Below are 21578 nucleotides of genomic sequence, written 5' to 3' on the forward strand. Positions count from 1 at the left end.
AAATAATGAGATTATGTTGTACTGGAAAAAGTTATCCCAAAAAGAAAGACAGGCCCGCATTGAAAAGGCTTTGGAGGAAAATGTCAATTTTACTCTTGACTCTTCTTTAGGCTATCCTGCATCAAAACTGGACAGCAAAGTGTATTATGAGGATGCCTCCTTCTTGGCAGATGCTCCCACTTTGAAAACTTATGTTGCCAATCCCAACCATATTGGCTGCCATACTTTGGGCACTTCCGAGAAAGCATTTAAAGGTACTCAAGAAATGGAACGTGAAGTTCTGGATGTACTGGCAGTCGACATTTTCAAAGCACAACCCAAATCATACGACGGATATATTTCTCCAGGAGGAACTGAGGCCAACATTCAAGCCATTTGGATGTATCGTAATTATTTCAGTTATAAACTGGGTGCCAATCCTTATGAAATCGCCATTTTAGCTTCTGAAGACACCCATTATTCTATCCCAAAAGCCGCCAATATCCTAATGCTCGATTGGCTGAAAACACCTGTTGACTTTCATACCCGCGAAATAGACACTTTCCAATTGGAAAACATCATTATTAAAGCCAAGGAAAAAGGTAAAAAATATTTTATTGTAATCTCCAATATGGGAACAACCATGTTTGGGGCTATTGACAACCCTAATGACTATATACAGGTTTTAGAAAAGCATCATTTGATTTATAAAATACATATTGATGGTGCTTACGGTGGTTTTATCTATCCGCTTAGCAATAAAGAATCTGAACTGAATTTTGAGAATCCAAAAATCAGTTCCATAACCATAGATGCCCATAAAATGCTGCAAGCTCCTTATGGCACGGGAATTTTTCTTTGTAGAAAAGGATTAATCGAAAACGTTTTGACCACAGAAGCCGAATATATAGAAGGAATGGATCTAACCCTTTGCGGTAGCCGATCCGGTTCCAATGCCGTGGCCGTTTGGATGATTTTATTCACTTATGGGCCTTTTGGTTGGTGCGAAAAAGTGCGTGTTTTACAAATGAGAACTCAGTGGCTATGCGACCAACTGGACGAATTGAAAGTAGCCTATTTTAGGGAACCGTTTATGAATATTGTTACCATTCAAGCTCAATATATTAAAGAAACATTGGTTAAAAAATTTGATTTGGTACCCCAAAAACACAATGGTGATAATTCATGGTATAAAATTGTGATTATGGATCATGTAGAAGTAGATCATTTGAGTACTTTTATAACCGATCTAAAAGAATCACTTTATGTTGAAAAAGGAATTAAGACAGAAGTATAAAGTATTAAGACAAAATATTACTACTACTGAAATTGAGACTCTAAGTCTGGCTATTGCCAATGAAATTCTAAAACTTCCTATTTGGAACAAAACCTATTTCCATGTTTTTCTGCCAATTGAAGAGCAAAAGGAAGTCAATACCGAATTCATACTGCACCTCCTGTCTGGAAAAGATAAAGAAATTGTGATTTCGAAAAGCGATTTTGCAACTAGAGAAATGACCCATTTTCTTTTGACCGACAATACCCGAATACAAAAAAACGAATACAATATCCCCGAACCTGTTGATGGCCTTGAAGTTCCCGCCAAAAAAATCGACGTGGTTTTTGTTCCTCTTTTGGCTTATGACCAAAAAGGAAACCGCGTGGGCTATGGCAAAGGATTTTATGATAAATTCCTATCGCAATGCAAACCCGAAACTATTAAAATTGGCCTGTCCTTCTTTGAACCCGAAGAGATGATTGAGGATGTTTTTGAGAGTGATGTGTTGTTGGATTATTGCGTTTGTCCAAATGAAGTTTATGAATTCTAGTTTAGATGTAGTATTTTTGCTTTTATAAAAACCTACAATTAAATTATAAAAATGTTTAAAACCCCAAGATTCGTTGCCCAAATTCTGATTCTATTATTTGCCTTTACATTGACAAACTGCAGTGTTATGGTTGGACCAAATCATAGTCATGCCAAAACAAAACAGGTTCCCCCTGGACAAGCCAAAAAAATGTCAGGCCAAAAAAGTGCCAAAAACCATGCTCCAGGTCATAATAAATAAACGAAAAGAGGCTGCCCGTAAGGTCAGCCTCTTTTCGTTTATCAAAAAAAATATTAATCTTTATGAAATGCTTTTTTGTTGAATACAATCAAAATTCCAACTCCTGTTGAAATGGCCACATCCGCAACATTGAAAATAGCATTAAAAAAAGTAAAATTACGTCCACCGAAATAAGGAACCCATTCTGGCATTGGATAATCTTTTATAAAAGGGAAATAAAACATATCCACCACTTGCCCGTTTAGCCAAGTTCCATAGGGGTTGTCTGTAAATATTGTAGCCAATTGTTGGTGACTATCGTCAAAAATAACGCCGTAAAAAACCGAGTCGATAATATTTCCAACAGCACCTGCCAAAATCAAAGAGATGGCTACTATCAAATAATTAGAGCTTTGTTTCCTTTCTACAGAATCCCATAGCCAATAACCAATTCCAGTTACAGCAAATAGCCTAAAAACTGTCAGGATTAATTTTCCGTACTCTCCAGGAATTTTAGTTCCCCAAGCCATTCCTTCATTTTCAATAAAATGAATTTGAAACCAATTGAACACATGAACTTCTTCACCTAAAATAAAATTTGTTTTTACATAGATTTTAGAAACCTGATCGACCAATAATATAAGTGTAATGAGAAAATAAGCTTTGACTAATGACATTTTTGAATTTTTAAAGGCGTAAAAATAGTAAATTAACCAAAAAAAACGCTCCCAAAGGAGCGTTAATTATTGAATGATAAGACTTTTTATCTTTGTAAATTTTTTGCCTCGATGCTCATAGTGGCATGAGGAACAATTTTTAGTCTTTCTTTTCCGATTAATTTTCCTGTGATTCTACAAACACCATATGTTTTGTTTTCTACACGGAATAATGCATTCTTTAAATCTCGTATAAACTTTTCTTGACGAATTGCAAGTTGTGAGTTCGCTTCTTTAGACATGATTTCGCTGCCTTCTTCAAATGCTTTAAACGTGGGAGATGTATCATCTGTACCGTTGTTAAGGTCATTCATGTAGGCGCTTTTAATCAAATCTAAATCGGCTTGAGCCTTTACGATTTTAATCTGAATGATTTCCTTAAACTCTGCTAAATCAGCGTCAGAGTATCTTGCAACTTCATCTACCATAATACTAATTTTTTGTAATTGTTATTTTTGTTGTTATTCCATCAAAGTCAATTTCCGTGCCATTCTCTATAATTTCCTCAAAAACAAGCACTTCTGTCAGTGTTTCCGATTTTATATAGTCCTCATTGGCCTTAACTGCTGTTTCCAAAGTATCATTATTTTGCAAATGAACTTTAATTTTATCAGTCACTTCAAATCCAGTATCTTTTCGGATATTTTGAATTCTGTTCACCAATTCTCTTGCAATTCCTTCTTGTTTCAACTCGGGTGATATTGTAATATCCAGCGCTACTGTTATTCCGTTTGAATTGGCAACCAGCCATCCTTCAATATCTTGTGACGATATTTCTACATCTTCCAGTGATAAAATTACACTATTTCCAGCAATTACAACCGATAGCGTGCCTTCCTTGTCAAATTGTGAGATTTGTTCTGCAGATAGATTTTGTATCTCTTTGGAAATCAATCCCATATCTTTTCCGAAGCGAGGTCCTAAAGCTTTGAAATTCGGTTTAATTTGTTTAATCAAAATACCCGAAGCATCATCCAAAAGTACGATTTCTTTCACATTTACCTCAGCTTTTATCAGGTCTGAAACCGCTTCAATTTCGAGTCTTTGATTCTCGTCAAGTACCGGAATCATTACCTTTTGTAACGGCTGACGCACCTTTATCATCTCCTTTTTTCTTAGTGATAAAACAAGAGAAGAGATGGTCTGCGCTTTCTGCATTTTGCTCTCTAACATTTTATTAACATACTTTTCAACTGAAACAGGGAATTGAGCCAAATGTACAGACTCAAATTTTTCTGTTTGTGTTGCTTTCGTTAAGTCTCTGTAAAGTGCATCCATAAAGAAAGGAGCAATAGGCGCACTTAATTTACTGATAGTCAACAAACAGGTATAAAGTGTTTGATAAGCAGCGATTTTATCTTGTGCATATTCTCCTTTCCAGAAACGACGACGACATAGACGAACGTACCAGTTACTTAAATTTTCCTGTACAAATTCGGATATCGCACGAGCCGCTTTTGTAGGCTCATAATCGTCATAATATCCATCAACCTCAGCAATTAAAGTATTCAATTCTGAAATAATCCATTGGTCGATTTCAGGTCTTTCGTTTATCGGAATTTCAGCTTCAGCATATTTAAAACCATCGATATTCGCATATAAACTAAAGAATGAATACGTATTGTATAATGTTCCAAAGAACTTGCGTCGCACCTCAGCAATTCCTTCTAAATCGAATTTTAAGTTATCCCAAGGATTCGCATTGGAAATCATATACCAACGCGTAGCATCCGGACCGTATTCTTTTAAAGTTTCAAAAGGATCGGCAGCGTTACCCAAACGTTTGGACATCTTTTGCCCATTTTTGTCTAGAACTAATCCGTTTGAGACTACATTTTTGTAGGCTATTTTATCAAAAACCAAAGTTCCAATAGCGTGTAAAGTATAGAACCAACCACGGGTTTGATCCACTCCTTCAGCAATAAAATTGGCAGGATAATCTTTGTTTTCGTCTATTTTATCTTTGTTTTCAAAAGGATAATGCCATTGGGCATAAGGCATCGCTCCTGAATCAAACCAAACGTCTATCAAATCGGCCTCACGCTTCATCGCTTTCCCTGAAGCAGAAACTAACGTAATTTGATCGACTACATTTTTATGCAAATCAATCAAATCATAATTCTCTTCAGACATGTTTCCAATCTCAAATCCTTTAAATGGATTTTCACTTTGAACGCCTGCTTGAACTGCTTTTTCAATTTCATTGTATAACTCCTCAACAGACCCTATTAACATTTCTTCGGTTCCATCTTCACTTCTCCAAATAGGTAACGGAATCCCCCAAAAACGAGAGCGTGATAGATTCCAGTCGTTGGCATTTTTCAACCAATTTCCAAAACGTCCTTCACCTGTAGCTTTTGGCTTCCAGTTGATGGTTTCATTCAAGTCAAACATACGGTCTCTAACCTCAGTAATTTTTATAAACCAAGAATCCAATGGGTAGTATAAAATTGGTGTGTCCGTTCTCCAGCAATGTGGATAACTGTGCACGTATTTCTCTACTTTGAAAGCTTTATTTTCTTCTTTTAATCGAATGGCAATCTCTACATCGATAGAACGCTCTGGAGCAACTCCGTCTGCAGCTGTATAATATTCGTTTTTAACATATTTACCACCAAATTCCCCCATGTGAGAGGTAAATTTTCCTTGTAAATCTACCAAAGGAACTGGATTTTCATTTTCATCCAACACCAACATTGGCGGAACTTCAGGCGTAGCTTCTTTAGCTACTTTAGCATCATCAGCACCAAAAGTTGGGGCAGTGTGCACAATTCCTGTACCGTCTTCCGTAGTTACAAAATCACCTGAAATTACTCTAAAAGCGTTTTCCGGATTTTGGTATGGTAGTGCATATTGCATCAATTGTTCGTAACGAATACCAACTAAATCGGCACCTTTACATTCAGCAAGTATGTGAAATGGTATTTTTTTGTCTCCTTCTTTGAAATTTTCAAAATCAGACGGATCGGTACTTTCAAAAAATCCTTTGCCAAATTGTTTCCCAACCAAGTTTTTTGCCAAAATCACATTGGATGGACGGAAAGTATATTGGTTGAAAGTTTTTACCAAAACATATTCAATTCTTGGTCCAACTGTCAATGCAGTATTACTTGGCAAAGTCCAAGGTGTCGTCGTCCAAGCCAAGAAATGGATTTCATCCAAGTCTAATCTCTCAAACTTATAATGTTTTAAATTATTGGAACTGATGTAATTATAAAAAGTATTGAAAACCAATTCTTTTTGATCTTCAAGCACTTTAAATTGTGCGACAACAGTTGTATCAGTAACGTCTCTATAACTTCCCGGTTGATTCACTTCATGCGAACTCAAACCTGTTCCCGCTTTTGGAGAATATGGCTGAATGGTGTACCCCTTGTACATCAAATCCTTATTGTAGATTTGCTTCAACAACCACCAAACCGATTCCATGTATTTGGATTTATAAGTCACGTATGGATCTTCCATATCAACCCAATATCCCATTTTTTCGGTTAGATCATTCCACACATCGGTATAACGCATTACAGTTTTCTTGCACGCTTCGTTATACTCCTCTACGGTTATTTTTTTTCCAATATCTTCTTTGGTGATTCCAAGTTCTTTTTCTGTACCCAATTCCACAGGTAATCCGTGGGTATCCCAACCAGCTTTACGCTTTACTTGAAATCCTTTTTGGGTTTTATATCTGCAAAAAATATCTTTAATCGCACGCGCCATTACGTGGTGAATTCCAGGCAATCCATTAGCCGAAGGTGGTCCTTCAAAAAATACGAAAGGCTCATTTCCTTCGCGAGTGGTTACACTTTTCTCAAAAATGTTTTTTTCCTTCCAAAAATCCAGCACTTCTGATGCCACTGTAGGCAAGTCAAGTCCTTTGTATTCAGTAAATTTTGTACTCATTTTATCCTTTTCTTAATCGTGGTGCGAAAGTAATAAATAGTTATGAATTATGAGTTATGAGTATATGAGTTTTTGCGCATGAGGAATTGTAGTCGCATTCTTTCATGGAGTGGAGAAGAAATAAAGGATATAAAAGAAAGCTTGACCCGAAGTTTTTAATATGGGTCACTCATAAATTTTTAAGAAAAAACCTCTTTCAAAACATCCAAAGATTTTGGTCTTTTGAATCCGTCGAGATGAAAGCTGTAATAATCAATTAGAATTTTCAAAAGCAATTGTCTTTCAATGACATGAAACGTTTTTTGGTCGTTATCAAATTTCAATTGAATTAATTTTTTAAACAACTGTGTTTCGTGTTCTGTAAGGGAACTAATAGCGTGAAAGGGAGTAAAAACACCTTCAATCATTTCGAAAAAAGGCATGTCTATATCCGAAGTATCTGGATAAAACCCGAGGTATTTTGTGGTTTCCAACATTAAAATCAAGTGGAAATTGGAAATTTCATCGTGTTGGTCCAGCCAATGCAAAGCCGTTTCTAAAAAGGTAAACAACGATTCGTTTTTTTCTTCTTCGTGTATTGAATGATGCAGAATTTCGGAAAGAAACAACACCATTGTACTTTTGAAAATATCTGAATGTATCGAATGAAAAGGAGACGAAATTTTTACTTCTTTAAAATTTTCCAAGGTCCCTTTATTTTTATGGACAGCTTCAATTTCTATTATCGTCAAAGGTTGAAAATAAGCCATTTTTTGACTCGCTTTCCGAGACGAAAAAGCATCCCGAACAAAGTACGACTTCAATCCGCTGGATAGCGTAAAACATTTCACAATCAAGCTTTTCTCTTGAAATTTTAATGTTGAAATTACGATGGCTTTGGTTTTGACTAGCAAAATTGGATTGTTAGATTGTTGGACTTCTTAGAATTTAATATTTTTAGACTTTCGACTATCTAATTATCATTACTTTTTTGACTTTGGTTTCACCTCCGTCTTGAGCCGATACAAAAATCATATACACACCCGATGCCACTCTGTATTTCCCGAAAGCGGTCGTGTCCCATTCTAGAGTTCCACCTTCGGATATGGCTTCGTAAACCAGATTACCGGCAACGTCAGTAATCTTCACATTTGCTTTGTTGAGCAGTCCGTTAATTTTCACCGTCCCTTGATATTCTGGGCGAACAGGGTTTGGATATACATATACATTACCTAAGTTTTTACTTGCCGACGTCGCAATTCCTTTGAAAGAAATCAATCCTTTGGATGTCGCGATAAAAACCTCCCCGCTACTGCTGTTGATACTGATGTCGTTTATCACATTACTCGGTAATGGCGAATTATCTGTTGTAAAATGATACTTGGTTTCCTGACCATTTGGCGACACCATAAATACACCGGCATCAGCAGTACCAATCCATTTATTGTTGGCACCGTCTACTTCAATATCACTTATAAATTGCTCATAAAGTAATTCCTGTGCTAAATTATCCTCCAAAATAATAATACTTTCTGTGGTCAATTGGCTCTCCGTTTGAAAATTGTTAACATTTGACAAAACCCTCAATCCTTTAGTTGTTCCTATCCAAAGTTGATTCTTGGTATCTACAGCAACTGTTCTAACATCTTGAATAGGTAAATTCCCCTGATCTGCGCCAAAAGTGATTTTTTTGAATGTATTACTACTTTCGTTAAATCCTATAACCCCGTTTTTATTCGTTGCGATCCACTTGGTTCCATACTTATCGATAACCATAGTAGCAAAATCATTACTGTTATAATCTGACAGAATTTTATCCATAGCATAACTTTTCCATTGTCCACTGGAACTTAACACTTTTAAGCCATTTGCAACCCTACAATTGGTTACCCAAAAATTGCCTGATTTATCAAATGCAGTTCCGTTGATTCTTACATCAATATAGTTGGGATCTGGCGGATTAATCTTTAGTGATTCCAAACCGCTATTGGTTTGATCGTACAAAATAGTTGGAATATCCTCTTCAATTTTTAACAAGCCTGAAAAAAAAGAACTGGCATAAACTTCATTTTCATTGGTTGGATTAACTGCAATTCGGGACATCGATTTGGCACCAAAAACTTTATCATAAGAAATATTCAACCATCCCGATGTCGTGAATTTACTTATGCCAAAATCATCCAACGGATACGGATTGTAAAAAGTATCATAATCCCCATAGACAGCCCAAAGCTGCGTTGGAGTAACTTGCATGGAAAAGATATTGTTTCGGGAAGGCCCTATGGGTGTAATGTTTTCATAAGTTGAACTAGGCGAAAGTGAAGTACTAATCAATCCGTTTTCGGTTGTACCAATATAAACTACAGCACTTATCACGGTAGCACAGCTAAAAGTTGAATTTATCTCTAGAACTTCATTCCTGTTTATTTGACGTTGCAATACCAGCTGTTTATTGTAAATAAAAACGGTATTGGCTGTCGTTATAATGAAATAATCTGTGGTGGAACGAAAATTTTTGGTTGGTTCCGATAATGGCAAAAACCCATTAAATGTATTGGAACCTGAATCGTATTTGTGAACGTAGCCTGCTGTATTTACTGCATATAATTCGGTGCCAAATGTCGTTATTCCTGACCAATCACCAGCGTTAATCACTTGCCATTGTTTGAAATCGATTAAATTGGGATTGGCAGTATCTCCTTTTCTAATTCCGCTTGAAGTGGATGCATAAATAAATCCGTTAAAAATTGCGGTTTGAGACACTCTGATTTCGGCACCATTATCGCCTATAAAATAAGTATCACCAAACTTGGAAGTGGCCAGATTGAATTGAACAATCCCAAAGTCGGTTGAGACATATGCAATTCCGCCAAATTCCATGAAATTATTAATTCGTTTAATGCTACTTGGCAAATTTTTATTAATAATATCGACCACTTTGAGCATTGATCCATCGGCTTCATTAATAACGATTAATAAGCCGTTTTGATAGCCAACAATAGTTTTATTGAAAGTTGGACTGTAATAAAGTGCCGTAATGGTTTCGCCCGAAAGTCCATCAATTGTGGTAGTGGTTTTTATAATGTTTGTATTGCTGTTTTTTGAAAACAGAGCATTTTCGGAAGCGGCATAAATAGTCGTTGGTGATTCGGAAACAGCTTTGATTTGGGTGTACGAGAAATAGCCTTGCCAAGACAAATTGGTTTGGGCAAAAGTGATTTGTAGCACAAATAAAAAAAATAGATATAAAAGCCTTTTTTGCATTGAATCGGTATTGATTCACAAATATAACAGCTTTTAATTTTAAACATATAAGTCATGTAAGTTATAAATGAAAGTAGTCTGTCAAATTTGTGATAAAAGGGAATATATGTTAAAAGCGTTCTTTAAAAGGCTATGAAACTTTGCTTAAATAAGCTATTGCTTTTACTTGATCGTATTAAAAACTTATATGACTTATCTGTTTAAAAATTTATTAGACAAAATGATGTTTTTTTTTAGAATTAAGCTGATTTTTGTAGCACTTTCTCATATGCTTTTCTTTGTCCTCCTCTGAAATACACATGACCACAGAAAGTGTAGCCCAATTTTTCAAAAACTTTCATCATTGCAATATTATCAAAATTCGTGTCTGCTTTTACACTGTATATGTTGTTCTGAATTGCAAAATCTTCTATACAGCCAATCATTTTTTGAGCACACCCTTTTCCCAAATACTTTTCGGAAATGGCCACACGGTGGAAAACGACAAAATCATCATTGGTTAACCACTTCCCTTCAATTTTTGCATATTCAGGTTCGTCATTGATCAATATTGCACAATACCCAACTATTGTTTCTCCATCGGTCAAAACAAATCCTGCCTCTTTTTCAATGTCTTTTTGCACGACATCTGGGTTTGGATAGCCATCTTGCCATTGGTCACTTCCTTCTTCTTTTCTCCTTATTATAGCCAATTGTAGAATATCCCATATTTGAGGGATTTCAGAAATTGTAGCTTTTCTAAAGTGATAGTCTGTCATTGTGATTTATTCTTTTTATATAATTGTAGTAACTTTATAATATTACAAGAAGTTTGGGTTTAATTAAGTCCAACCAAAACTGGATGAACACAAACCAATCAATATCCTTTTTGTATTATTCCCAAATATATTGAATAATAAATACAATTCCCCAAGAGTTTTTTTGAATATGAGATTTTGCTTTAGGTCTTGAAAGAACATAAATCTCTCGTTTTCCTTGAAGTTATTGTGTTTGCGAAAGGGATAGGAACTAGCTACCGAAGTAGCGTGGATAGCCCGACCGCATTATAGAAAGTGGGCAAATAAACGGCATCTAAAGTAGCCCACTTACTATAATGGGGTTTCGCCCAAGTAATTTTAGAATTTAGATTACAGACAAGAGCGATAGCGCAATGTCACTAAGTTAGGATTTGTTTGTTTTCGCAAAGGCGCTAAGTCGCAAAGTTTAGAGTCGATTCCTTTGCGTCTTCGCGCCTTTGCGAGAGTTATATTTAGAAAAAACTAGCGAGAAATCCTTAGCTTAATGATATTGAGCGATAGCAAACTGGCGAAACATTTTAGATTTTTTGAATTCCGTTCTATAGGCACAAAAAAATGCCTTTAATCTTTACAGAAAAAAGGCATTTTTAATAGTATTAAAAGAATGTTATACCACTCCTTGAGCAAGCATAGCATCGGCAACTTTTACAAATCCTGCAATGTTAGCTCCTCTTACGTAGTCAACATAACCAGATGCATCGCTACCATATTTCACACATGAAGCGTGAATGTCTTTCATAATCATTTTTAATCTTTCGTCCACTTCTTCTGAAGTCCAGCTTAAACGCAATGAGTTTTGTGACATTTCAAGTCCTGAAGTCGCTACTCCTCCAGCATTTGATGCTTTTCCTGGAGCGAACAAAATTTTAGCTTTTTGGAAAACGTGAACAGCTTCTGGTGTAGAAGGCATGTTTGCTCCTTCGGCAACACAGATACATCCGTTGGCAACAAGTAATTTGGCTTCGTCTTCGTTCAATTCGTTTTGAGTTGCACAAGGCAAAGCTACATCACATTTTACTTCCCATGGACGTTTACCAGCCACGTATTTTGCATTTGGATATTTTGCAACATAATCGCTGATTCTTCCTCTCAACTCATTTTTGATTTCCATTACATGAGCTAATTTCTCAGCTGTAATTCCTTCTGCATCGTAGATATAACCCGCAGAATCAGACATAGTCACTACTTTACCTCCTAATTGAATTACTTTTTCGGCAGCATATTGCGCTACGTTTCCAGATCCAGAGATTACTACAGTTTTTCCAGTGAAGCTTTCTCCTTTGGTAGCCAACATACTTTGTGCAAAATATACATCTCCATATCCAGTTGCTTCCGGACGGATTAATGAACCTCCGAAAGAAATTCCTTTACCTGTTAAAACTCCTGTAAATTCGTTTACTAATCTTTTGTATTGACCAAACATGTATCCAACTTCTCTTCCACCAACACCAATATCTCCAGCAGGTACATCTGTATCAGCACCAATATGTTTCGATAATTCAGTCATGAAGGCTTGACAAAAACGCATTACTTCGTTGTCTGATTTTCCTTTTGGATCAAAATCGGCTCCACCTTTTCCACCACCCATTGGCAATGTAGTCAAACTGTTTTTGAAAGTTTGTTCAAAAGCCAAGAACTTCAAAATACTTAAATTTACTGAAGGATGGAAACGAATTCCTCCTTTATATGGTCCGATAGCCGAATTCATTTGAATACGATATCCTCTATTTACCTGTGTATCACCTTTGTCATCTACCCAAACTACTCGGAACATAATGATACGATCAGACTCGACCATTCTTTCCAAAATCATTTTATTTTGGTATTTTTTGTTTTGTTCGATGAAAGGGATTACTGTCTCAGCAACTTCTGTTACAGCTTGCATAAATTCCGGCTCGTTCGGATTTTTTTTGGCAACCAATTCGATAAAATCTGTAATACTTTGTGACATGATCATAAAATTATAAACGTTTCAAAAACGTTTCCGTTAGTTTTGCAAAGATACATCTTCTTCAAATATTTTAACTTTTTTTATACCATATTATAATAAAATTATCTTTTTATTAATCATTTATAAAAAAGTCAATACATGACATATCGTTTTTACGAAATCGATATAGTTTTCGTAAAAAATAGAATAATATCCACTTATTTTTTATTTTGACATTATTAATATCTGTTCTGGTAGTTTTTATATCTTTGCTCCGTTTAGAATATACCACATCCCCATGATTAAAATTAAAATATTTGTATTATTTCTAGTAATAGGTCTGTCTCAAAATTCCTATTCCCAATTTGGTGTGGCACATGAAATTGGAGTTATAGCTGGTCGAATTGAATTACGATCCGACTATGGACAACGAGATAACACCAAAAACAATTTAGAAAATCAAGGATTTGGAATTGCCGTTGTTGACTATATGAACTTCTCGTATACTGACAACGTGAATGACTATTTCAAAGAGCATTTTAAAGTACGATCTGAACTTTCGTACAACAAAGCCAGTTTGAAGCACTATGGTGAATGGGTTGAACGAAATACCCCAGGATCTCAACGTCTCGCAGCAATGAGAGGTTCTACTCAATTAATCAACCTAGGAATGCAACTTGAGTATAATTTTAAACATATCCACGATTTTGAAAATACGATAGGCAGTTTTGGACCCTACATCAGTTTGGGGCCACAAATCAGCTACTATACCGCTACTGCTACTTCTACTTTGGGAGACATGGGCGATCCTAGCGTTACTCCAGTAAAATATTTAGTCCCATCAGACGGCCGTCCTCATGGATATTCTAATGAAAGTAAAGCTGTATTTTCTGCAACCATCAATATTGGAACTCGTTACAAATTAACATCTATGTCTGATCTTATTTTTGACATGAGAGCGCAATATTTTAGCTCGGATTGGGTTGATGGACTTAATCCTAACAAAGATTTGTTTACCGAAAACAAGCAAAATGATTGGCTTACTTTTGTTGGCTTAGGTTATATTCTTTATTTAGAACATTAAAAAAAGTATTCAAAAAAAAATCCCAACTTTTAGTTATTATAAAGTTGGGATTTTTCTTTTTATGCCAATGCCTGCTGTAAGTCGGCTATTAAGTCCTCTGCGTCTTCAATACCTACACTCAAACGAACCAAATCATCTGTAATTCCAACTTCTTTTCGTTTGTCTTCAGGAATAGATGCGTGCGTCATTAATGCCGGATGATTGGCTAATGATTCTACACCTCCCAGAGATTCTGCCAGCGTAAACACTTTTAGCTTTTCAAGAAAATCTATCGCCTCTTCTTTTTTGCCAGATGCAAATGTAAAAGAAACCATTCCTCCAAAACCGCTCATTTGTTTTTTGGCAATTTCGTGATACGGATGGCTCGGTAATCCAGGATAATAAACGGTTTTTATTTTTGGATGATTGCTCAAAAATTCAACAACTTTGGTTCCATTTTCACAATGTCTTTGTACTCTCAAATGCAGGGTTTTTATTCCTCTTAGCACCAAGAAACTATCCATTGGCCCAAGTGTTGCTCCAGTAGCAAATTGTTGAAAATGCAATTGATTACCCAACGCTTCGTCTTTAACAATTAAAGCTCCAGCGATTACGTCCGAGTGACCTCCCAAATATTTGGTAGCCGAGTGCATAACAACATCAGCTCCTAAATCCAATGGTTTTTGTAAATAAGGTGTCGCAAAAGTATTATCAACCGCAAAAAGGATATTATTAGCTTTAGTTATTTTGGCAATTTCTTGAATGTCTGCCAATTTCATCAAAGGATTGGTTGGTGTTTCTACCCAAACTAATTTAGTGTTTTCATTAATCAAAGACTTGAATTTATCCAAATCATTCATGTCCACAAAATGAAACACAATTCCGCTGTCTTTATAAATACGGGTAAACATGCGATAAGTTCCGCCATAAAGATCATCCATCGCGATGATTTCATCACCTGCCTTAAACGATCTTAAAAGACAATCCGTAGCTGCCAGTCCTGATGAAAAAGCCAATCCACGAGTTCCGTTTTCAATACTGGCCAATGCCATTTCCAAAGCAGTTCGTGTTGGGTTTGCAGCTCTACTGTATTCGTAATCCGGATTTAAAGGTTTTCCCGGACTTGTTTGCACAAAGGTTGACGTTTGATATACTGGAGGCATTACAGCTCCTGTACTAGGGTCATGATGTTGTCCACCATGAATCACTTTGGTATTGAATTTCATTTTATCTTTTTTAGATTCTTTCTCTTAATGTCTAGAGTAACTTCTTTGTTGTATTAAACTAATAAACAAAATTATACAAACTTTCTAATGCTCATCATTATTCCGATATGCAAGCCTTCATGAAAGTTATTGAATTCAATAGCTCCTACAGCACTTTTCAAAATATATCCAGTAGATGTTGGATATTCTTGATAATTGGCGAAAATCCCATTGTTATAATCTGCTTCTAATTTATGTAAAGTATCAAACAACAATTCTTGTATTTCATCTGCCTCTGCTTGTGTAACATCTTGTTCTGGCTTAGTTCCTTTTCTATATTTTTCTACCATTGCCTCCGAAACCATCATCGGCAATCCTGATAACTTATAAACTAATAATTGCTGTGTCACAACAATGTGACCTATATTCCAAATTAAATTATTACTGAATCCTTCTGGGACTTTATTCAATTGTTCTAATGTGTAATTTTCAAAATAAGCATTTAGCATTTTTCTGCTAGTGCTGTTAACTTCAAATGTATCTTTCATATTTTTAATTTTTGCATAAAATTAAACATTTTAAATGTCAAATGTTTTCCTTTGCATTTAGAAAATAGAAAAATAATGAACAAAATATACTATCTCGCTTCTTGTGACACTTGTCGAAAAATAATAAAATCACTTCCAAAAGACCATGATTTGGTTTTTCATGACATCAAACAAAATCCAATCACTGTTGAAGAATTGGAGGAAATGTATCTCCTTTCCGGAAGTTACGAATCGCTGTTCAGCAAAAAGGCACAATTGTATAAATCGATGGATTTAAAAAATAAATCCCTTACCGAGGAAGATTATAAAAAATACATTTTGGAACATTATACTTTCTTGAGCCGTCCTGTTTTTATCATTAATGACAAAATATACATTGGCAATACGCAACAAAATATTCTTCAAGTAATGAAAGCGTTGGGTTAATGTCAAAAAGAAATCTAGCCTTAATTGGCGCAACCATTGTTTCTATAATTTACGGTGTTACTTTTACCATTGCCAAAGATGTCATGCCAAAATACATCAATGCTTATGGATTCATCCTTTTGCGCGCTGGTGGATCCATGCTTTTGTTTTGGTTCGTTTGGCTTTTCATGCCCAAAGAAAAAATTACACTCAACGATTTTCCCAGAATAATAGCAGCTGCTTTTTTTGGCGTAGCATTCAATATGCTGACTTTTTTTAAAGGTCTGAGTCTGACCTCACCTATTTCGGCGGCGGTAATTATGGTTTCGACTCCTATGATTGTGCTGGTTCTTTCGGCCATTATCATGAAAGAGCGAATGAAAAAAAGGATGGTATTAGGAATTATTCTGGGTTTGATTGGAACAGCTTCCTTAATCCTTTACGGAAAATCCATTGGCGACAGCACCCAATCCGGACTGGGTAATTTTCTGGTTTTGGTCAACGCCATTTCCTATGGATTTTACCTGATTATCGTCAAGAAATTAATGAACAAATACAATGCTTTTACATTTGTGAAATGGATTTATTTGTTTGGATTTATAATGGTTTTACCTTTTGGGTGGAGTGAATTTTCAGCTACTGATTGGAGTATTCTTCCAACGGCTATTTACTGGAAAATAAGTTTTGTGGTCGTGATTTCGACTTTCCTGACCTATTTGTTGAACTTGCTTTCGATGAAGGAATTGAAACCAACCACTGTAGCCGTTTTTATTTACCTACAACCCTTATTTGCTTCTGTTTTTGCGATAAGTTTAGGAAAAGACACTTTGAGTTTGCCTAAAGTTGGTTCGGCTTTATTAATATTTTCCGGAGTCTATTTGGTTACTATGAAGAAGCATTAATTACAATTTTACTACATCATTTTAAGCCATTAAAACAGCCATTTATTTTTATTACATTTACATAAATTTAGGGAATATGGATAAACTCAAGGATTTTCTCTACCTCAATAAATATGAGATTTTGCTGTTCGGATTGATCCAACATTTATTTATTGGCATCTTATTTTCAGATTTATCAGGAGCTCTCAAATTCGTTTGGATCTTGAATATCGTTGTCCTTGGTTTTGCAACAATTGGAATTTTTATTCAAAAAGGAAAAAGGAAAAATCAAATCCGGAATTTACTTTTGTTTTTAGTGCTATTGATTACATTGGGAATCCCATTCAACAATAAAAATTTATTTTTTTTAATTGTAGCGAATGTAATTTATGTAGTTTTTTTTATTTTTATTTTTTGGGAAGTCTTAAAATTTTTGATAAGTCCTAACTATATTAATAAAGATGTTATTTCTGCCGCTGCTTGTGGTTATTTTTTACTGATTGAAATTAGTGTTTTTATCATGCAAACCCATTTTTATCAAAACCCCAATTCCTTTAAAGGAATAGATACTTCCACACCTTATACGTCCTTCACTGATTTGATTTATTTTTGTTGCATCACTTTTTCGAGTATTGGCTTTGGAGATATTACCCCAAACAGTCAACAAACAAAATTATTCACTTCTCTGTTGGGTATTATTGGACAGTTTTATTCTGTGGTGCTAGTTGGAATTCTGATTAGTAAATTTTCCTCGGATAAAAAAAAATAAATTATACTTTTCAAATAAATTGAAGAATACTGTCACTCACTATAGAATAAAAGCTACTGAAAACTTTTTCCTTATCTTTGAACACTTTTAGAAAAATATATGATACAATCGATGACTGGTTTTGGTAAAGCGACTTTGCAATTACCATCCAAAAAAATTACAGTAGAAGTAAAATCTTTAAACAGCAAAGGTTTAGATTTAAATGTACGAATGCCTTCTCTTTATCGCGAAATGGAATTGGGTTTACGCAACCAAATCGCTCTAAAACTTGAAAGAGGTAAAGTGGATTTTTCTATTTTTATCGAAAGTACCGCAGAACAGACTTCTACCAAAGTCAATGTGCCTATCGTAAAAGCATACATCAAACAATTGAGAGAAGTGTATGCCGATGCCGATGAAACCGAATTGATGAAAATGGCCGTGCGCATGCCCGACACCATGAAAATAGAGCGAGACGAAATTGACGAAAATGACTGGGTACAAATCCAGACCGTTATCGAAGAAGCGTTACAAAATATTCTGAATTTCAGAAAAGACGAAGGGCAATCATTGGAAAATGAATTTCAATTGCGTATCGGAAATATTCGTCAATATATGAATGATGCTTTGGCACTAGATCTAGAACGCGTTCAGGCGATAAAAGACCGCTTACAGACTGCCATTTCTGAATTGAAAGTAAATGTAGATGAAAATCGTTTTGAGCAGGAATTGATTTATTACCTAGAGAAATTGGACATTACCGAAGAGAAAGTGCGTTTGACCAACCACTTGGATTATTTCCTAGAAACCATCAACGGAACAGAAGCCAACGGAAGAAAACTAGGCTTCATTACCCAAGAAATGGGACGTGAAATCAACACTATGGGTTCCAAAGCGAATCATGCGCAAATGCAAAAATTAGTGGTTCAGATGAAAGACGAATTGGAAAAAATTAAGGAGCAGGTGTTGAATGTGTTGTAAAAGTAATTAGTCCTTAGTGATTAGTCCCTAGAAACTCCAGAGACTAATCACTAAGGACTAAGGACTAATCTTTTAAAAAAATGAAAAAAGGAAAATTAATTGTATTCTCGGCGCCATCGGGATCTGGGAAAACCACTATAGTTAGACATTTATTAGGAAAAAAAGATTTGAATCTGGAATTTTCCATATCCGCAGCTACGCGTGAAGCACGTGGTGAAGAAGTAAGCGGAAAAGATTATTATTTCATGTCTTTGAAAGATTTTAAAAATCACATAAAAGCAGAGGATTTTGTGGAATGGGAAGAAGTCTATCGCGACAATTTCTATGGTACGCTAAAAAGTGAAGTGGAACGCATTTGGGCACTAGGCAAAAACGTGATTTTTGACATTGATGTTGCTGGAGGGTTACGAATTAAATCGAAATTTCCAGAGGAAACATTGGCTGTTTTTGTTAAACCTCCAAGCGTAGACGAACTCAAAAGAAGATTGAAAGAACGCTCCACCGAAAGTGAAGACAAAATCAATATGCGAATTGCTAAAGCTTCGGTAGAACTGGCTACTGCACCACAATTTGACGTGATTATAAAAAACTATGATTTGCCTGTAGCATTAGAAGAAGCGTATCAATTGGTTAAGGATTTTGTACAGGAGTAAAAATTATTACACAAAGATTCGCAAAGAAAAAAAGATTCGCAAAACATTTATTAATTCTTTGTGAATCTTCGCGATTCCTCTGTGAGAACCTTTGCGAAACAATATTATATGAAAATCGGACTTTATTTCGGAACGTTTAATCCCATTCACGTTGGGCATCTTATCATTGCCAATCACATGGCGGAACATGCCGATTTGGATCAGGTTTGGATGGTCGTTACGCCACACAATCCGCTCAAAAAGAAAGCGACTTTACTTGATGATTATCACCGTTTGCAAATGGTCTATCTAGCAACCGAGGATTTTGCCAAAATAAAACCTTCTGATATTGAATTCAAATTATCTCAACCCAATTATACGGTAAATACGTTAGTTCATTTACAAGAAAAATTTCCTGATCATGAGTTCTCTTTGATTATGGGTGAAGACAACTTAAAATCGTTACATAAATGGAAAAATTATGAAGTGATTTTAGAACACCATGACATTTATGTCTATCCTCGCATTTCATCGGAAGGAGAAAATTTGGAGCTGAAAAACCATCCAAAAATCCATTTGATTGATGCTCCCGTTGTTGAAATATCATCGACCGACATTCGTCACAATATCAAAAAAGGGAAAAATGTTCAGCCTTTATTGCCTCATAAAGTTTGGGATTATATTGACCATAATAATTTTTACAGGAAATAATTAACTCAAAACCCCCTTTAATTCCATTTCTATATCCTGAAAAACAGAACTTAAATTATTATTTTTACCTGATAATAAAAAAACTTCAGTACTTGGCATTTCTTTGCTGTTCCATATCAATTTCAGTTTCTTTTCTCCAAGCAAATTTTTAGCATTGACATTCCAAGTAATTGCGACTCCATTATTTTTACTAAGGATTTCCAACATTTCATATTCTGACGGAATGATATAATTGGCCACAATCGAAGGCCTTTTTTTAGCAAAAACATGAAGCCAAAATAATTTTATATGTGGAATTCCAGCATCATGGCTGTACCATTTTTGCTCATTCATCCAATTTTCGATACCTAAAAAATCTTTGTTTTTAATTTTTGTTTTTAAAACCGAAATATCAATATCCGTTGATCCCACAATAACTTGCTTGATATCACCCACTTTTTTCTGAATCGTATCAAAAGTGTCGAACTTCTTGGTTCCTATAGCAAAATCTAGTTTTTTGGAATTCACCAAATCAAAGAGCGCATCATTTGTATGGAACGTAAAATCAATAAAATCAAATTTCGAAATCAATGAACTTCCTATACTACTCATCAAATGCCTAGAAATCCCGACAGTAAGCAATCGATTAGCATTAAAAGCTTTGGCACGAAATCCGTTCTCCACATTTTCCAAACGGTCTAAGGCATCAATAATTAAATTATTGAGTAACTTAGCATATTCTGTCGGTTCAACCCCTTTGGACTTTCGATTAAAAAGCTTGTAGCCTACATGTGCCTCCAACATGACTATCTGCTGACTAACAGCTGGTTGACTGATAAATAATTCTTTGGCCGCTAAAGAGAAATTTCCGTTTTTATAAACAGATTTAAACGTTCGGTACCATTCCAGATTAACCATGATATAAATATATTTATCACAAACATAATTTAAATTATTTTTACTAATATCATATTCGCCATAAATTTGCTGTACTAAAAAATTACATCATGAAAAAATTTACAGTCTTAACTATTCTAGCATTAACCGTGAGTTGCTTTATGGCAACTGCACAAAAACAAAATAATAAAAAGATGAAAAAAGTATTATTCGTAGTTACCAGCCACGATCAATTGGGTAACACAGGAGAAAAAACAGGATTTTGGACAGAAGAATTAGCGGCTCCATATTATGCATTGCTTGATCAAGGCGTGATTATTGACATCGCTACGCCAAAAGGAGGACAACCTCCAATTGATCCAAAAAGTGCCGATCCGTCATCAGCAACCGAAGACACAAAACGTTTTGATGCCGATACCGTTTTATTGGAAAAACTAAAAAATACCAAAAAACTAGCTGACGTGAATCAAGCTGATTATGACGCCGTTTTTTACCCAGGAGGTCACGGTCCACTTTGGGATTTGGTTGAAGATAAAAATTCCATTACACTGATTGAGTCTTTTTATTCACACAAAAAACCTGTTGCTTTTGTATGTCACGCTCCTGCCGTTTTAAAAAATGTAAAAGTGAATGGGCAATTTTTGGTAAAAGGAAAAAAAGTAACTGGATTTGCCAATACCGAAGAAGAAGCAGTTGGGTTAAGTAAAATCGTTCCTTTTTTATTGGAAGATGCACTAAAGGCAAATGGTGCAGTATATTCCAAAGGAGCAGATTGGAATCCTTATGCTGTAGAAGACGGTTTACTAATTACCGGTCAAAATCCAGCTTCGTCCAAACTAGTTGCTGAAAAATTGTTAGTACAATTGAATTCAAAAAAATAAGAAGAAAGTCTCTAAGATTCTGAGATGCTAAGTT

Annotated in this window: 20 protein-coding genes and 1 pseudogene; 11 read left to right on the forward strand and 10 right to left on the reverse strand. The window is 35.3% G+C overall.

Going from position 1 to position 21578, the window contains the following annotated elements; genetic code table 11:
* Positions 1-13: 13 nt before the first annotated feature.
* From B0E44_RS07400 to B0E44_RS07410, 3 genes are read left to right on the forward strand one after another with little or no spacing between them, the layout of a single operon-like run.
* On the forward strand, positions 14-1276 hold the full coding sequence (locus B0E44_RS07400) for a pyridoxal-dependent decarboxylase (RefSeq protein WP_077372352.1): 1263 nt from the start codon (positions 14-16) through the stop codon (positions 1274-1276).
* A complete protein-coding gene (locus tag B0E44_RS07405) occupies positions 1245-1808 on the forward strand; it encodes a 5-formyltetrahydrofolate cyclo-ligase (protein WP_077372355.1) in 564 nt (187 codons plus the stop codon). The genes B0E44_RS07400 and B0E44_RS07405 overlap by 32 nt, the downstream gene beginning before the upstream one ends.
* Positions 1809-1859: 51 nt before the next feature.
* Positions 1860-2048 carry a hypothetical protein gene (locus B0E44_RS07410; RefSeq protein ID WP_077372358.1) on the forward strand — a complete coding sequence of 63 codons (189 nt, stop codon included), beginning with the start codon at positions 1860-1862 and terminating at the stop codon, positions 2046-2048.
* A 53-nt stretch (positions 2049-2101) separates the two neighbouring features.
* Here B0E44_RS07410 and B0E44_RS07415 read toward each other — a convergent pair whose 3' ends face one another.
* The 7 genes from B0E44_RS07415 to gdhA all read right to left on the reverse strand — a co-directional run bounded on the left by B0E44_RS07415 (position 2102) and on the right by gdhA (position 12634).
* The gene (locus B0E44_RS07415) at positions 2102-2704 is read right to left on the reverse strand and encodes a lipoprotein signal peptidase (protein WP_077372361.1); all 603 of its coding nucleotides are present in this window, start codon (positions 2702-2704) and stop codon (positions 2102-2104) included.
* 86 nt (positions 2705-2790) lie between these two features.
* The gene (locus B0E44_RS07420) at positions 2791-3171 is read right to left on the reverse strand and encodes a TraR/DksA C4-type zinc finger protein (RefSeq protein ID WP_077372364.1); all 381 of its coding nucleotides are present in this window, start codon (positions 3169-3171) and stop codon (positions 2791-2793) included.
* Positions 3172-3175: 4 nt separating this feature from the next.
* Positions 3176-6643 carry an isoleucine--tRNA ligase gene (ileS, locus tag B0E44_RS07425; protein WP_077372367.1) on the reverse strand — a complete coding sequence of 1156 codons (3468 nt, stop codon included), beginning with the start codon at positions 6641-6643 and terminating at the stop codon, positions 3176-3178.
* Between the two features lie 179 nt (positions 6644-6822).
* A complete protein-coding gene (gene recO, locus B0E44_RS07430) occupies positions 6823-7536 on the reverse strand; it encodes a DNA repair protein RecO (RefSeq protein ID WP_077372370.1) in 714 nt (237 codons plus the stop codon).
* Positions 7537-7591: 55 nt separating this feature from the next.
* Positions 7592-9886 carry a T9SS type A sorting domain-containing protein gene (locus B0E44_RS07435; RefSeq protein ID WP_077372373.1) on the reverse strand — a complete coding sequence of 765 codons (2295 nt, stop codon included), beginning with the start codon at positions 9884-9886 and terminating at the stop codon, positions 7592-7594.
* A gap of 239 nt (positions 9887-10125) precedes the next feature.
* A complete protein-coding gene (locus B0E44_RS07440) occupies positions 10126-10644 on the reverse strand; it encodes a GNAT family N-acetyltransferase (RefSeq protein ID WP_077372377.1) in 519 nt (172 codons plus the stop codon).
* Between the two features lie 646 nt (positions 10645-11290).
* Positions 11291-12634, reverse strand: coding sequence for an NADP-specific glutamate dehydrogenase (gene gdhA, locus B0E44_RS07445; protein WP_077372380.1), 1344 nt, complete (start codon positions 12632-12634; stop codon positions 11291-11293).
* Between the two features lie 277 nt (positions 12635-12911).
* Between gdhA and B0E44_RS07450 the strand changes: the two genes are divergently transcribed.
* On the forward strand, positions 12912-13697 hold the full coding sequence (locus B0E44_RS07450) for a glutamate dehydrogenase (RefSeq protein ID WP_077372383.1): 786 nt from the start codon (positions 12912-12914) through the stop codon (positions 13695-13697).
* A 59-nt stretch (positions 13698-13756) separates the two neighbouring features.
* Here the strand turns inward: B0E44_RS07450 and B0E44_RS07455 are convergent.
* Both B0E44_RS07455 and B0E44_RS07460 read right to left on the reverse strand, forming a co-directional pair.
* Positions 13757-14908, reverse strand: a pseudogene (locus B0E44_RS07455) (cystathionine gamma-synthase); the annotation flags it as partial.
* A 65-nt stretch (positions 14909-14973) separates the two neighbouring features.
* Entirely contained in the window at positions 14974-15429 is a 456-nt protein-coding gene (locus tag B0E44_RS07460; RefSeq protein WP_077372389.1) for a DinB family protein, read from the reverse strand.
* 75 nt (positions 15430-15504) lie between these two features.
* On the opposite strand from B0E44_RS07460, the gene B0E44_RS07465 reads away from it, so the two are divergent.
* The 6 genes from B0E44_RS07465 (at position 15505) to nadD (ending at position 19787) form a co-directional block, all read left to right on the forward strand.
* Complete coding sequence (locus tag B0E44_RS07465; RefSeq protein WP_077372393.1) at positions 15505-15855, forward strand: arsenate reductase family protein; 351 nt, start codon at positions 15505-15507, stop codon at positions 15853-15855.
* Positions 15855-16736 (forward strand): DMT family transporter, encoded by an 882-nt coding sequence (locus B0E44_RS07470; protein ID WP_077372396.1) that lies wholly within the window; start codon positions 15855-15857, stop codon positions 16734-16736. Before B0E44_RS07465 ends, B0E44_RS07470 begins: the two co-directional genes overlap by 1 nt.
* 76 nt (positions 16737-16812) lie before the next feature.
* The gene (locus B0E44_RS07475; RefSeq protein WP_077372399.1) at positions 16813-17484 is read left to right on the forward strand and encodes a potassium channel family protein; all 672 of its coding nucleotides are present in this window, start codon (positions 16813-16815) and stop codon (positions 17482-17484) included.
* Positions 17485-17583: 99 nt separating this feature from the next.
* A complete protein-coding gene (locus tag B0E44_RS07480; RefSeq protein WP_077372402.1) occupies positions 17584-18444 on the forward strand; it encodes a YicC/YloC family endoribonuclease in 861 nt (286 codons plus the stop codon).
* A gap of 80 nt (positions 18445-18524) precedes the next feature.
* Positions 18525-19097, forward strand: coding sequence for a guanylate kinase (gene gmk / locus B0E44_RS07485; RefSeq protein ID WP_077372405.1), 573 nt, complete (start codon positions 18525-18527; stop codon positions 19095-19097).
* A gap of 108 nt (positions 19098-19205) precedes the next feature.
* Positions 19206-19787 (forward strand): nicotinate (nicotinamide) nucleotide adenylyltransferase, encoded by a 582-nt coding sequence (gene nadD / locus B0E44_RS07490; RefSeq protein ID WP_077372408.1) that lies wholly within the window; start codon positions 19206-19208, stop codon positions 19785-19787.
* Here nadD and B0E44_RS07495 read toward each other — a convergent pair whose 3' ends face one another.
* The gene (locus tag B0E44_RS07495; protein WP_077372411.1) at positions 19788-20684 is read right to left on the reverse strand and encodes a LysR family transcriptional regulator; all 897 of its coding nucleotides are present in this window, start codon (positions 20682-20684) and stop codon (positions 19788-19790) included.
* Between the two features lie 89 nt (positions 20685-20773).
* On the opposite strand from B0E44_RS07495, the gene B0E44_RS07500 reads away from it, so the two are divergent.
* Positions 20774-21544: a type 1 glutamine amidotransferase domain-containing protein gene (locus tag B0E44_RS07500; protein WP_077372414.1), complete on the forward strand. Its 771-nt coding sequence runs from the start codon at positions 20774-20776 to the stop codon at positions 21542-21544.
* The last annotated feature ends 34 nt before the right edge of the window (positions 21545-21578 follow it).

The sequence above is a fragment of the Flavobacterium sp. A45 genome, from assembly GCF_002001005.1.
Lineage (GTDB): Bacteria > Bacteroidota > Bacteroidia > Flavobacteriales > Flavobacteriaceae > Flavobacterium.